General features: G+C 73.1%; 10 protein-coding genes. 6 read left to right on the forward strand and 4 right to left on the reverse strand.

Annotated features, from left to right (window positions below):
* The first annotated feature begins 27 nt into the window (after positions 1 to 27).
* Both Q6348_RS08865 and Q6348_RS08870 read left to right on the forward strand, forming a co-directional pair.
* Positions 28 to 1,878 carry an ABC transporter ATP-binding protein gene (locus Q6348_RS08865; protein WP_434062047.1) on the forward strand — a complete coding sequence of 617 codons (1,851 nt, stop codon included), beginning with the start codon at positions 28 to 30 and terminating at the stop codon, positions 1,876 to 1,878.
* Complete coding sequence (locus tag Q6348_RS08870; RefSeq protein WP_304600934.1) at positions 1,875 to 3,692, forward strand: ABC transporter ATP-binding protein; 1,818 nt, start codon at positions 1,875 to 1,877, stop codon at positions 3,690 to 3,692. Before Q6348_RS08865 ends, Q6348_RS08870 begins: the two co-directional genes overlap by 4 nt.
* Before the next feature lie 37 nt (positions 3,693 to 3,729).
* On the opposite strand, the gene Q6348_RS08875 is transcribed toward Q6348_RS08870, so the two are convergent.
* Complete coding sequence (locus Q6348_RS08875) at positions 3,730 to 4,506, reverse strand: DUF1206 domain-containing protein (protein WP_304600935.1); 777 nt, start codon at positions 4,504 to 4,506, stop codon at positions 3,730 to 3,732.
* Between the two features lie 131 nt (positions 4,507 to 4,637).
* On the opposite strand from Q6348_RS08875, the gene Q6348_RS08880 reads away from it, so the two are divergent.
* Complete coding sequence (locus Q6348_RS08880) at positions 4,638 to 5,228, forward strand: phosphoribosyltransferase (RefSeq protein WP_304600936.1); 591 nt, start codon at positions 4,638 to 4,640, stop codon at positions 5,226 to 5,228.
* A gap of 15 nt (positions 5,229 to 5,243) precedes the next feature.
* On the opposite strand, the gene Q6348_RS08885 is transcribed toward Q6348_RS08880, so the two are convergent.
* Genes Q6348_RS08885 through Q6348_RS08895 form a run of 3 tightly spaced genes read right to left on the reverse strand, consistent with a single transcriptional unit; the run spans position 5,244 to position 6,922 of the window.
* Positions 5,244 to 6,020 (reverse strand): anti-sigma factor, encoded by a 777-nt coding sequence (locus Q6348_RS08885; protein WP_304600937.1) that lies wholly within the window; start codon positions 6,018 to 6,020, stop codon positions 5,244 to 5,246.
* Entirely contained in the window at positions 6,017 to 6,604 is a 588-nt protein-coding gene (gene sigK / locus Q6348_RS08890; RefSeq protein WP_304600938.1) for an ECF RNA polymerase sigma factor SigK, read from the reverse strand. The genes Q6348_RS08885 and sigK overlap by 4 nt, the downstream gene beginning before the upstream one ends.
* 3 nt (positions 6,605 to 6,607) lie before the next feature.
* Positions 6,608 to 6,922, reverse strand: coding sequence for a hypothetical protein (locus tag Q6348_RS08895; protein WP_304600939.1), 315 nt, complete (start codon positions 6,920 to 6,922; stop codon positions 6,608 to 6,610).
* Between the two features lie 321 nt (positions 6,923 to 7,243).
* On the opposite strand from Q6348_RS08895, the gene ileS reads away from it, so the two are divergent.
* The 3 genes from ileS to dhaK all read left to right on the forward strand — a co-directional run bounded on the left by ileS (position 7,244) and on the right by dhaK (position 13,070).
* Positions 7,244 to 10,513, forward strand: a complete 3,270-nt coding sequence (gene ileS / locus Q6348_RS08900; RefSeq protein WP_304600940.1) for an isoleucine--tRNA ligase — start codon at positions 7,244 to 7,246, stop codon at positions 10,511 to 10,513.
* A complete protein-coding gene (locus Q6348_RS08905; RefSeq protein ID WP_304600941.1) occupies positions 10,510 to 11,892 on the forward strand; it encodes a bifunctional folylpolyglutamate synthase/dihydrofolate synthase in 1,383 nt (460 codons plus the stop codon). Before ileS ends, Q6348_RS08905 begins: the two co-directional genes overlap by 4 nt.
* A 182-nt stretch (positions 11,893 to 12,074) precedes the next feature.
* Positions 12,075 to 13,070: a dihydroxyacetone kinase subunit DhaK gene (dhaK, locus tag Q6348_RS08910; protein ID WP_304600942.1), complete on the forward strand. Its 996-nt coding sequence runs from the start codon at positions 12,075 to 12,077 to the stop codon at positions 13,068 to 13,070.
* Positions 13,071 to 13,175 lie beyond the last annotated feature (105 nt).

Genomic DNA, 13,175 nt, shown 5'->3' on the forward strand with positions numbered 1-13,175 from the left:
GTCGGTGCCCGCTCGTAGTCTGGCCGGGTGCCCTCCGATCCGGGCGGCGCCGGAACGGCGCCGCAGACCTCCGTGCGCCCACCCGCAGTGTCCTCGTCCAGCCTGTGGCGACTGCGGGAGTGGGCTCGTCCGGCGCTGGCCCGCGTCGCGCTCGGGGGACTCGCCGGTCTGGGCGCGAGCCTGCTGGCGCTCGCGGTGCCACAGGTCCTGCGCGTGGTGGTCAACGGCCCGCTGCTCAGCGGCGGTCACTCCGGAGCCGTGGTGCTCGCGGCGGGTCTGGTCGCAGCGCTGGGTCTCCTCGAGGCGTTCTTCGTCTGGTCGCGTCGTGCGTTGATCGCCTCGCCCGGAACCACGGTCGAGCGCGAGATGCGCACCGCGCTCTTCGCGCACCTGCTGGACCTGCCGATGGCGTTCCACGACCGCTGGGCGGGCGGTCAGCTGCTGTCCCGGGCGATGTCCGACCTGTCGATCGTGCGGCGATGGATGGTGTTCGGTCTGGCGATGATGGTGGTCAGCGTCGCGACCACGCTCGTGGGGGTCGGCCTGATGCTGGCCACCAGCTGGCAGCTCGGGCTGGTGTACGTGGCGGGAGCCGTGCCGGTGGTCTGGCTCGGCTTCCGGTTCCGGCAGGACTACAAGGTGGTGGCGCGTCGAGCGCGCGACCAGGCGGGGGACCTGGCGACCACGGTCGAGGAGTCGGTGCACGGCATCCGGGTGCTCAAGGCCTTCGGCCGCGGCGACGACGCGCTGGAGGACTTCGCCCAGCAGGCGGACGAGCTGCGCAGCACCGAGATCGTCAAGGCGCGGACGCTGTCCCGCATCACGTTCGCCCTGGGAGCGCTGCCCGAGCTGGTGCTGGCCCTCTCGCTCGGCGTCGGGGTGTGGCTGGCCTCGGCCGGAGACCTGACCGTCGGTGACCTGGTCGCGTTCTTCGCCACCGCCGCGGTGGTGAACACGCCTGTGGAGCGGCTCGGCCAGCTCCTTGCGATGACGATGGACGCGCGCACCGCGGCCGACCGCTACCTCGAGGTGATGGACACCGTTGCCGCGCTCACCGACCCCGCGCGCCCCCGGGCCCTCCCCGAACCCCCGGCGGCCGGCACCCGCGTGGAGCTCTCTGGCGTTCACCTGCGCCACGCCGGTCAGGGGGCCGGGACGCCCGACGTGCTCGACGGTGTGGACCTGGTGCTCGAGCCGGGGGAGACTCTCGCGCTGGTCGGTCTCACGGGCACCGGGAAGTCGACCCTGCTCTCGCTGATCCCGCGCCTGCTGGACGTGACCGACGGTTCGGTCCGCCTGGACGGGGTCGACGTGCGTGACGTGGGCCGCGCGGAGCTACGGGCCGCGGTCGCCGTGGCGTTCGAGGACCCGGTGCTGTTCTCCGCGTCCGTGCGCGAGAACGTCCTGCTCGGCACGCCGGGCCTGTCCGACGCCGAGGCCGAGGAGCGCGCTCGGGGCGCCCTGGAGGTGGCGAGCGCATCGTTCGTCGAGGACCTTCCCGACGGCATGGACACCGTGATCGGGGAGGAGGGCCTGAGCCTGTCCGGGGGCCAGCGGCAGCGGGTCGCGCTCGCGCGGGCGATCGCCGTTCGCCCCCGCGTGCTCGTCCTCGACGACCCGCTCTCGGCACTCGACGTGGCGACCGAAGCCGTCGTGACCGAGCGGCTGCGCCAGACCCTGACGGGCACGACGACGCTCGTGGTCGCCCACCGCCCCTCGACGGTCGCGCTCGCGGACCGCGTCGCGGTCCTGCAGGACGGGCGGATCACCGCCGTCGGACGGCACACGGACCTGCTCGCCGAGCACGCCCACTACCGGTACGTGCTGACCGCGATGACCGAACCCGCGCCCGACAGTGCCGTGGGGGTGACCCGATGAGCGTGTCGGTCCGCGACGAGGACGTCGCCGACGCCGCGGGCGGTCGCGAGGAGGGGCGCCGTCGCCGCTCCGTCGCGCTGCTCGGCTCGCTGCTGCGCCCGGTGCGCGGGCCGGCATGGGGCACCGTGCTGCTGGTGGTCGCGGCGCAGGGCGCGCAGGTCGCCGGGCCCGCGCTGGTCGCGGCCGGGCTGGACCGCGGCCTGCCCGCTCTGCGCGACGGCGACCCCGTGCCGCTGCTGCTCGCGGCGGGAGGCTACGTCGTCACCGCCCTGCTCGGCGGGGTGCTCACCGCGGCCACGGTCCGGGCCTCGGCGCGCGTCAGCCAGGCGATCCTGCTCGACCTGCGACGCCGCGTCTTCCGGCACACCCAGCTGCTGAGCCTGGAGTTCCACGAGCGCTACACCTCGGGCCGGATCATCTCCCGGCAGACCTCGGACCTGGACGCCGTGCGCGAGCTCCTGGACGGCGGGATCACGACGCTTGCGACCAGTGGCCTGGCGATGCTGCTCACCGCGGCGTCACTGACGGTGCTGGACTGGCGCAGCGGGGCCGTCCTGCTGGTCGCGGTGATCCCCGGCGCGATCCTCACCCGGTGGTTCCAGACCCGGTCGCAGGTCACCTACCGGCGCAGCCGCACCGCGTCGGCCCGTCTGATCGTGCGCTTCGTGGAGACCATGACCGGGATGCGCGCCGTGCAGGCGTTCCGACGGGAGGCGGCCGAGCGGCGGCGGTACGGCGACCGTGCCGAGGAGTACCGGTCCGCGAACGACGCCGCGATCCGGCTCAACGGGGTCTTCGACACGGGTCTCACCCTGATCGGCAACCTCACGGTCGCCACCGTGCTGGTGGTCGGTGGGCTGCGTGTGCTGCACGGCGGGATCGACGTCGGCGTGCTGGTCGCAGCCGTGCTCTACGCCCGGCGGTTCTTCGCCCCGCTCAGCCAGATCGGCATGTTCTACAACTCCTTCCAGTCCGCCAACGCCGCACTGGAGAAGCTCGCGACCCTGCTGGCCGAGGAGCCCACCGTTCCAGCGCCGCAGCATCCCGTCGCCCTGGCGACCCCGCGCGGTGACGTGCGCTTCGAGGCAGTGGAGTTCGGGTACGGGACGGGCCCGGTGGTGCTGCCCCGGTTCGACCTGCACCTGCCCGCCGGGCGGACCGTGGCACTGGTGGGGGAGACCGGAGCCGGCAAGTCGACCGTCGCCAAGCTGCTGGCCCGGTTCTACGACCCGCGGCACGGACGCGTGCTGCTCGACGGTGTCGACCTGCGTGACCTCGACCCGGCGGACCTGCGGCGTGCGGTCGTGATGGTCACCCAGGAGGCATACCTGTTCTCCGGATCGGTCGCGGCGAACATCGCGCTCGGGCGTCCCGGTGCGACGCGGGCGGAGATCGAGCGCGCGGCCCGCGCGGTGGGGGTGCATGACCTGGTGGCTTCCTTGCCCGCCGGTTACGACACCCTGGTGGACAAGCGGGGTGTGCGGCTCTCGGCAGGCCAACGACAGCTGGTCTCGTTCGCGCGAGCGTTCCTCGCCGACCCGGCCCTCCTCGTCCTGGACGAGGCGACGAGCTCGCTGGACGTCCCGGGTGAGCGGCTCGTGCAGGACGGCCTGCGGACGTTGCTCGCGGACCGCAGCGCCGTGGTCATCGCCCACCGGCTGTCCACCGTGATGACCGCGGACCGGGTGCTCGTCGTGGCCCGGGGCCGGGTGGTCGAGGATGGCAGCCCGGACGAGCTGGTCCGAGCCGGCGGTCGGTTCGCCGCCCTGCACGCGGAGTGGCGCGCGTCGGTGGGAGGAGCCGGCCTCGTGTGATCCCGGGCGGGGTTGTCAGTCACGGGCGCAGGCGGCCTCAGAACTCTCCGTAGCGCATGCGTGCCAGCGCATAGCCGCCGTAGCACGCCATCCCGGCGGCGATCGCGGCGACGACGACCTGACCGGCGGGCAGGCCGAGCAGGGAGTGCAGCGCCGTGTCCAGCCCGCCGGTCTTCTGCGGGTCGTGCTGGACCGCCGCGAGCAGGAACAGGCCGCCGATGGCCGCGATAGCGAGCCCACGCGTCGCCAGTCCGATCCGGGCGAGCTGGACCACCCACGGGGGCGGATCGGGTCGCAGCTGCTTGCGGAAGCTCCCCTGTGCGGCCCGCCACACCTGGACGGCTCCCACCGCCAGGATCACCAGCCCGACCGCGCCCACTGTCACGACGCCGACGGTCCGGTCCATGAGGCGGGCGGACAGGCTCCTGGCCTGCTGGCTGCCACCCCCGGACGAGCCCAGGAGCACGGAGAGGCTGACGAACGCGAGTGCCGCGTGCACAAGGGCCCGAGCGGCGGGCGGCAGCCGATCCTTGCCGCGTCGGACCAGCGCCTCGGTCACCTGCCACACGGCGAGCAGTGCGAACCCGCCCGCCGCGATCCACAGCAACCCCTGGCCCAGGGTGGTCCCGGCGAGCTGGCGCAGTGCACCCGTCTGGTCGGCGTTCTGACCGCCCGACCCGAACGCCAGCTGGAGCGCCAGCCACGCCAGGATCAGGTGCACGAGGCCCGACGCGCCGAGGCCCACACGGGCGCCGATCTCCAGCACCGCTGAGTCGTTGACGCGCCGGGCAGCGGCGCGGGCGGAACGGGGCATTCCGGCAGGATCGCATCGGGACGGCGATCCCGCGCGGGCTGGCACGCCTACCGGGACCCGTGCCCGGCACACGTGGCCGGTCGCCTGCGCGTTCGGCCCCGCGCGCGGGCGCCTATCGCTAGCCTCGCCCCATGACCGACGAGACCCCTGAGGGCACGGACCTGCCGAGCGATCGCGAGGTCCTCACGTGGGAGCTCCTGGGGGAGGCCACCCGCCACCTGGCACAGGCGGTGGTGGACTCGGGGTTCGCCGTCGACGTGGTGGTCGCGGTGGCCCGGGGCGGCCTGCCCGCCGGCGGTGCGATGGCGTACGCGTTGGGCACCAAGGCAGTCGGCACGCTCAACGTCGAGTTCTACACGGGCGTGGACCAGCGCCTCGCGGCTCCGGCGGTCCTCCCGCCGCTGCTGGACACCGACGCGCTCACGGGCCTGCACGCGCTGGTCGTCGACGACGTGGCGGACACCGGGGAGACACTCGCCCTCGTCCGTGACCTCATGGCGCAGCACTGCGCCCAGGTGCGCACCGCGGTGCTCTACGCCAAGTCGCGCTCGGTGATCGAGCCGGACTACGTGTGGCGTCGCACCGACCGCTGGATCACGTTCCCGTGGTCGGCGCTGCCCGTGGTGTCCGGCGACACACCGGTGGCCCGGGCCGTCGAGGCGGACACCGTCGCCCTGGCTGCCGAGCCGGGGGCAGACACCGGCGAGCAGCCGGAGGCGTGACCGTCGCGCGGCGCCTCACAGGTGCAGCTCTGCCACCAGACCGCCAGTCGGCTCCTTGGACCCACCCTGCGGCTCCTCGGTCACCATGACCGCGGTGACGTCGGACAGGTCGCCCTGCACGACGGTCATGACCTCGCCGTCGTGCGGGACGAACGTCGGCCCCGCCGCCATGGAGCCGTCGGCGTGCATCATCCAGACCTGGTAGACCATCCCGCTGCGCGCAGGCATCGGCACGTCGTCACCCATCACCGCGGCGGCGTCCACGGAGGGGCTCATGACGAGGTGGCTCGAGCCGAGCCCGAGGTCGTGGCTGATCATGTCGGGCGCGGACAGGATCCGGATCACCTCGGCCTGGGCGGCCTCGTGGGCGCTCTCGGTCTGCTGTGAGCGGACGAACAGCACGCCGCCCACCGCGAGCAGCACCGCGACCGAGGCCGCTGCTGCGGTGACCGGCCAGGAGGTCAGCCGCGCTGACCACGACCGGCGCCGGCGCGCGGGCGCTCTCGCGTCGCGCTGGGTGGGGACCGGTACGTCGGCGCGCTGGGCATCTGCCGTCGCCGCGACGGCAGGGGGATACTGCGGCGTGCGCGCGATGCGGTCCCGCACGAGGTCGCGGAGCCCGGGTGGCGGCGTGGTCGCCTCGGCGGCGCCCATCGTCGTGGCGGCCGCGCGCAGCGAGTCGACCTCGGCCCGGCAGTCGGCGCAACCCGGCAGGTGCGCTTCGAACTCGGCCCGCTCATCGGCGTCCAGGGCGTCCAGGACGTAGGCACCGGTCAGCGCGTGCAGGTTCACCGTCCCACCCCTTCTCCCAGAGCATCTCTCAACCGGATCAGACCGTCCCGGATCCGGGTCTTCGCGGTCCCGAGCGGGACCGCCAGGACGGCGGACACCTCCTGATGGGTGTACCCGCGCCAGTAGGCGAGCTCGATCGCCTCACGTTGGACGGGGCTCAACCCGGACATCGCCCGCCGCACCCGGACCGCGTCCAGGGAGCGTTCCGCGGCCGCGTGGACCTCGTCGGCGTGCGGCACGTCGTGCACCGCCGCGGCTCGGGTGGCGATGCCGGACTGCGTCTCCTCCCGCCGGACGCGATCCACGGCGCGCCGGTGCGCGATGGTCATCACCCACGCCATGGCGCTGCCCTTGCTCGGGTCGAAGCGTGGTGCCTGCCGCCAGACCTCGACGAGCACGTCCTGGGCCACGTCCTGAGCCAGGTGCGGGTCGCGCAGCACCCGCAGGGCCAGCCCGTAGACCGGTCCGGCCACCCGCGGGTAGAGCGCGTCGAAGGCCGCGGCGTCGCCTCGGGCGATCGCCGCGACCAGCGACTCGGCGGTCGGGGAGCGCTCGGGCTCCCCGACCGCCGGCTGCGCGTCCACGTCTCAGCCGCCACTTCCGTCCGTCATCGCGCCGGCGGTCATGCTGTCCGACGGCGCGTCCGAGGACACCCCGTCGCCGGACATCGTGTCACCCGACATGCCGTCCGAGGGCATGTCGGAGGACGTGCTCCCCTCGCTGGACATCGGGTCGGACGACATCGACTCGTCGCCCATGCTGTCGGACGACATCGAGTCGCTGGGCTCCATGCTGCTCGGGGTCATCGTGTCGTCCGAGGCCGGCTTCGTGTCGTTGCACCCGGCCAGCAGTCCTGCGATGAGCAGTGCTGCGGCGGGTAGGGCGATCATTCGGCGGTTCATGCGTCCCCCTCGCGGGTCGGAGCCGTTCCGGACACCCGGTCTTCGCGCCCCGGGCCACGCCGGATGGGGTCGAGGGACCGCTCCCTGGGGACTCGGCGCTCCGAGCGGTTACCATCGGGCGCACAGGCGTCGACCCGGCCATCACCGGCGAGCCTCCGGAAGAACGGGCCGCGCGCGGCCTCAGTAGAACCGGACGGGGCAGGCCCGTCACAGCCGTCGCAGAGTGGCCGTCGAGGGATCGGCGGCAAGCGGGGTGGTACCGCGGTGAGGCCCGACCGGGCGTCGTCGTCCTCGCGACCCGATGCGTCCCACGGAGCCCGCGTGTACCCGAAGCACCGCCCGACCGCCCCTGTCCCCGCGTCGCCCGACCTGCCGGGCGTCGAGCGCGACGTGCTCGCACACTGGGACGTGGACGGCACGTTCGTCGCCTCGGTCGAGGCCCGCGAGGCGGGCCGGCACGGCGACAACGAGTTCGTGTTCTACGACGGTCCGCCGTTCGCCAACGGCCTGCCGCACTACGGCCACCTGCTGACCGGCTACGTCAAGGACGTCGTGCCGCGCTACCAGACCATGCGCGGGCGGCGCGTGGAGCGCCGGTTCGGCTGGGACACCCACGGCCTGCCCGCCGAGCTCGAGGCCGAGCGGATCCTGGGGATCACCGACAAGTCCCAGATCGAGGAGATGGGCATCGCGGCCTTCAACGCCGCGTGCCGTGAGTCGGTCCTGCGCTACACCGGGGAATGGGAGCGCTACGTCACCCGGCAGGCGCGGTGGGTGGACTTCGAGAACGACTACAAGACGCTCGACCTGACCTTCATGGAGTCGGTCCTCTGGGCGTTCAAGCAGCTCTACGACAAGGACCTGGCCTACGAGGGCTACCGCGTCCTGCCGTACTGCTGGCGGGACCAGACGCCGCTGTCCAACCACGAGCTGCGGATGGACGACGACGTGTACGCCGACCGCCAGGACCGCACGGTCACGGTGACGTTCCCCCTGGTGGGGGAGCGCGCCGAGGCGCTCGGCCTGTCCGGCGTGGCGGCGCTGGCCTGGACGACGACGCCCTGGACGCTGCCGACGAACGCCGCGCTCGCCGTCGGTCCGGACATCACCTACGTGGTGGTCCCGCACGCGGTCCCTGAGGGTGAGCGGACCGGCAAGCAGGCCCGGCTCGCGAGCGGCTCGTTCCTGCTGGCCGCGGACCGGCTCGCCGCGCACGCCAAGGACCTCGGGTACGAGTCGCCCGAGGCCGCCCAGGCCGCCGTGACGGCGCGCCTGGTCGGCTCGGACCTGGCGGGGGTGCGCTACCGGCGGCTGTGGGACTGGTTCGTCGAGGGCTACGGCGACGCCGCCTTCCAGGTGCTGGTCGAGGACTACGTCACCACGGAGGACGGCACCGGTGTGGTGCACGAGTCGCCCGCGTACGGCGAGATCGACCAAGAGTCCTGCGAGCGGGTCGGCATCCCCACGATCCTGTCCGTCGACGCCGGCGGCGTGTTCACCTCCGCGGTCCCGGACTTCGCCGGTCAGCAGGTGTTCGACGCCAACCCGGCGATCATCCGGCGTCTGGAGGCCGATGGGCGCCTGCTGCGCGAGTCCAGCTACGTGCACTCCTACCCGCACTGCTGGCGGTGCCGGAACCCGCTGATCTACAAGGCGGTGTCCAGCTGGTTCGTGCGGGTCAGCCAGTTCCGTGACCGGATGGTCGAGCTCAACCAGCAGATCACCTGGGTGCCCGAGCACATCAAGGACGGCCAGTTCGGCAAGTGGCTCGCCGGTGCGCGCGACTGGTCGATCTCCCGCAACCGGTACTGGGGCACCCCCATCCCGGTGTGGGTGAGCGATGACGCGGCACACCCGCGGATCGACGTGTACGGCTCGCTGGCGGACATGGAGCGCGACTTCGGGCGGCTGCCCCGCAACGAGGCGGGCGAGGTCGACCTGCACCGGCCGTGGATCGACGACCTCACCCGGCCCAACCCCGACGACCCGACCGGCGCGTCCACGATGCGCCGCATCCCGGACGTGCTGGACGTGTGGTTCGACTCGGGGTCGATGCCGTTCGCGCAGGTGCACTACCCCTTCGAGAACGCGGACTGGTTCGAGCACCACTACCCGGGCGACTTCATCGTGGAGTACATCGGGCAGACCCGCGGCTGGTTCTACACGCTGCATGTGCTGGCCACGGCGCTGTTCGACCGGCCGGCGTTCAGCACGTGCGTGTCGCACGGCATCGTGCTGGGCGACGACGGTCGCAAGGCGAGCAAGTCGCTGCGCAACTTCCCCGACCCGTCGGCGATGTTCGACAAGTACGGCTCGGACGCCGTCCGCTGGTCGCTGATGAGCTCGCCGGTGCTGCGCGGCGGGAACCTGGTGGTCGCCGAGGAGAACATCCGCGACGGTGTGCGTCAGGTGCTGCTGCCGCTGTGGAGCACCTGGTACTTCTTCACGCTGTACGCGGGCGCGGCGAACGGCGGCGCGGGGTACGAGGCGCAGCCGGTGACCGCCGACCGGGCCCCCGGGCTCCCGGTGCTGGACCGGTACGTCCTGGCGCGCACCCACGACCTCGTGGAGCGCGTGACCACCGAGCTCGACGCGTTCGACGTCGCGGCGGCCTGCGAGGCCGTCCGTGACCACCTCGACATGCTCACCAACTGGTATGTGCGCACCCAGCGCGAGCGGTTCTGGTCGGAGGATTCCGATGCGTTCGACACGCTCTACACCGCCCTGGAGGTGCTGACCCGGGTCATGGCCCCGCTGGCGCCGATGGTGGCCGAGGAGGTCTGGCGCGGCCTGACCGGTGGGCGCAGCGTGCACCTGACGGACTGGCCGGCCGCCGGCGGCGCCCTGGTGCCCGACGCCGGGCTGGTCTCGGCGATGGGGCGGGTGCGCGAGGTGGTGTCCAGCACGCTCGGACTGCGCAAGGCCAACGGGCTACGGGTGCGCCAGCCGCTGCGTGAGCTCGGCGTCGCGGTGTCCGACCCGGCCGCGATCGAGCCGTACGTGGACCTGCTCGCGGCGGAGCTCAACGTCAAGAGCGTCACGCTCGTGGACGTCGCCGAGGTCGGGCTCGCGGAGCTGGGTGTGGAGCAGCGGCTCGCGGTCAACGCCCGGGCCGCGGGACCCCGTCTCGGGCGTCAGGTGCAGTCCGTCATCCGCGCCGCGAAGGCCGGCCGGTGGTCCGCGACGGGGGATGCGGTCACGGTGGAGACCGACGAGGGCCCGGTGGCGCTCGCGGACGGCGAGTACGAGCTGACCACGGTCGTGGCCTCGGGTGGCCCCGCCGACCGGGTGGCTGCCGTGCTGTCGGACGGTGGCGTGGTGCTGCTGGACACCGCGGTGGACGCCCAGCTCGAGGCGGAAGGCTTCGCCAACGACGTGGTGCGTGCGGTCCAGGACGAGCGCAAGGCCGCCGGCCTCCAGGTCAGCGACCGGATCCGGCTCGTGCTGACCGTGCCCGCGGAGCGCGTCGACGCGCTGCAGGTGCACCTGGACCTCGTGTCCCGGGAGACCTTGGCGCGCGAGGCCCGGGTGCAGGTCGGCGACGTCCCGGACGGTGCGGTCGCGGGCGTCGCGCTCGAGGTGCTGGCGTGAGCGGCGAGGACCGCGGGCGCGCCGCGGACACCCCCGAGGAGCTCGACGCGCTCCAGGAGGTCTACGCGGGCCTCCTGGCGCGGGCGCCGGAGCACGACGTGGCGCCGTCGACGGAGCGCGTCGAAGCGGTGTGCGACCTGCTGGGTCACCCGGAGCGCTCGTTCCGGGTGCTGCACGTCGCGGGCACCAACGGCAAGACCTCGACCGCGCGGATGGCCGAGCGCCTCCTGCGCGAGCACGGCCTGCGCACGGGCCTGTACACCAGCCCACACCTGACGAGTGTGACCGAGCGGATCCGGGTCGACGGCGAGCCGTTGTCCGCAGCGGAGTTCGTGGCCGCGTGGCAGGACGTGGCGCCGTACGTGCACATGGTCGATGCCCGTTCCGCGCAGACCGGTGGGCCGCGGATGAGCTACTTCGAGGTCCTCACGGTGATGGCGTTCGCGGCGTTCGCCGACGCTCCCGTGGAGGTCGCCGTCGTCGAGGTGGGCATGGGCGGCCGGTGGGACGCGACGAACGTCGTCCAGCCCGAGGTGGCCGTGGTCACGCCGATCGCGCGCGACCACGAGCGCTGGCTCGGCCATGAGCTGGTGGACATCGCCGGCGAGAAGGCGGGCGTGCTCAAGGAGCGGGTCACCGCGGTCCTCGCCGAGCAGCGCGAGGAGGTCGACGGCGTGCTGCTGGCCGCCGCTGCCGAGCGCGGCGCGCGCGTGCTTCGCGAGGGTGTCGACCTGGAGGTGCTCTCGCGGCAGGTCGCGGTGGGCGGCCAGCTCGTCGACCTGCGAACCCCCGGAGGGGTCTACGCGGACGTGTTCCTCCCGTTGCACGGCGAGCACCAGGCCCACAACGCGGTGCTCGCCCTGACGGCCGTCGAGTCCATGCTGCGCGGCGTGGGGGCGCTCGTGGCCGGGCCGGTGGAGGCCGCCTTCGCGGACGTCAGCTCGCCGGGTCGACTCGAGCTGGTGCGCAGCTCCCCGGCCGTGCTGGTGGACGCCGCGCACAACCCGCACGGCGCGGAGGCACTGGCCGCCGCCGTGCGCGAGGCGTTCACCTTCGAGCGGCTCGTCGGCGTCGTCGGTGTGCTCGCGGACAAGGACGCCGAGCAGATCCTGGCTGCGCTCGAGCCGCTCATGGACGACGTCGTGGTGACGCGGTCGTCGTCCGAGCGAGCTCTGGACGTGGCCGACCTGGCCGAGGTGGCCACCGACGTGTTCGGCGAGGACCGGGTGCACGCCGTGGACCGGCTGGACGAGGCGATCGCGCGCGCGACCGACCTGGCCGAGCAGGGCGTCAGCGGGTCGCCCACCGGGGCCGGCGTCCTGGTCACCGGCTCGATCACGCTGGTCGCCGAGGCCCGCACGCTGTTCGGCCGCGCCTGAGTCGGCCCGGGGCGGGTCGTGTCGGCCGTGCACATACGTGCATGGCCGATGCACGCTCTCCCCTTGACCCCGTTGTGACCTGCTGCACACGATGACGGGCGGGGGCGAGGGGCGCGGCGAAGCGCCCCGAACGCCGGAGGCGACGATGCCTGCGGTGTCGGTGCGGCGGAGGGGAGTGCAGCGTGAAGAAGCTCATCAACGACCCGGCACGAGTGGTCGACGAGTCGCTCGAAGGATTCGGACAGGCGCACGCCGATCTGGTGGCCGTGCACACGGACCCGAACTTCGTGACCCGTGCCGGCGGGGCCAAGCCCGGCAAGGTGGGGCTGGTCAGCGGAGGCGGGAGTGGGCACGAGCCGCTGCACGCCGGGTTCGTCGGGCTGGGCATGCTCGACGCGGCGGTCCCCGGCGCGGTCTTCACCTCGCCGACGCCCGACGCGATCGCCCCTGCGACCACCGCGGCGGACGGCGGCGCCGGTGTCCTGCACATCGTGAAGAACTACACGGGTGACGTGCTGAACTTCGAGACCGCGGCCGAGCTCGCCGACGCCGAGGGCATCGAGGTCAAGGCCGTCGTGGTCAACGACGACGTCGCGGTAGAGGACTCGCTGTACACCGCCGGTCGGCGCGGCGTCGCGGGCACCGTGGCGGTGGAGAAGATCGCGGGTGCCTCGGCCGAGCGCGGCGACGACCTCGCCACGGTCGCCGCGATCGCGGAGAAGGTCAACAAGAACGTCCGTTCCATGGGCGTGGCCCTGACGGCCTGCACCGTCCCCCACGCCGGCAAGCCGAGCTTCGACCTGGACGACACCGAGATCGAGATCGGCATCGGGATCCACGGAGAGCCCGGCCGGCGCCGCATCCCCGTGGCACCCGCGGACGAGATCACCGAGATGCTCACCAACGCGGTCCTGGACGACCTGGGGCTGGGCAGCGGAGAGCAGGCTCTCCTGCTGGTCAACGGCATGGGTGGCACCCCGGCCTCCGAGCTGTACATCGTGTACCGCGCGGCCAGGAAGCTCATCGAGGCGCGGGGCGCCACGGTGTCCCGTTCTCTGGTCGGCAACTACGTCACGTCGCTCGAGATGCAGGGCTGCTCGGTCACCGTGCTGCGGCTGGACGACGAGCTGACCGCCCTGTGGGATGCCCCGGTGCACACTCCCGCACTGCGCTGGTGAACGTCCGAGCGCGCCGGACGGCTCGTGTGCCGTCCGGCGCGCTCGGGTCGACGTGGCAGGCTGCCCCCAGGACCCGGCGCGATGCCGGGTCGCCGCCCGGGACGA

This window comes from Actinotalea lenta (assembly GCF_030586465.1).
GTDB classification, from domain to species: Bacteria; Actinomycetota; Actinomycetes; order Actinomycetales; family Cellulomonadaceae; genus Actinotalea; species Actinotalea lenta.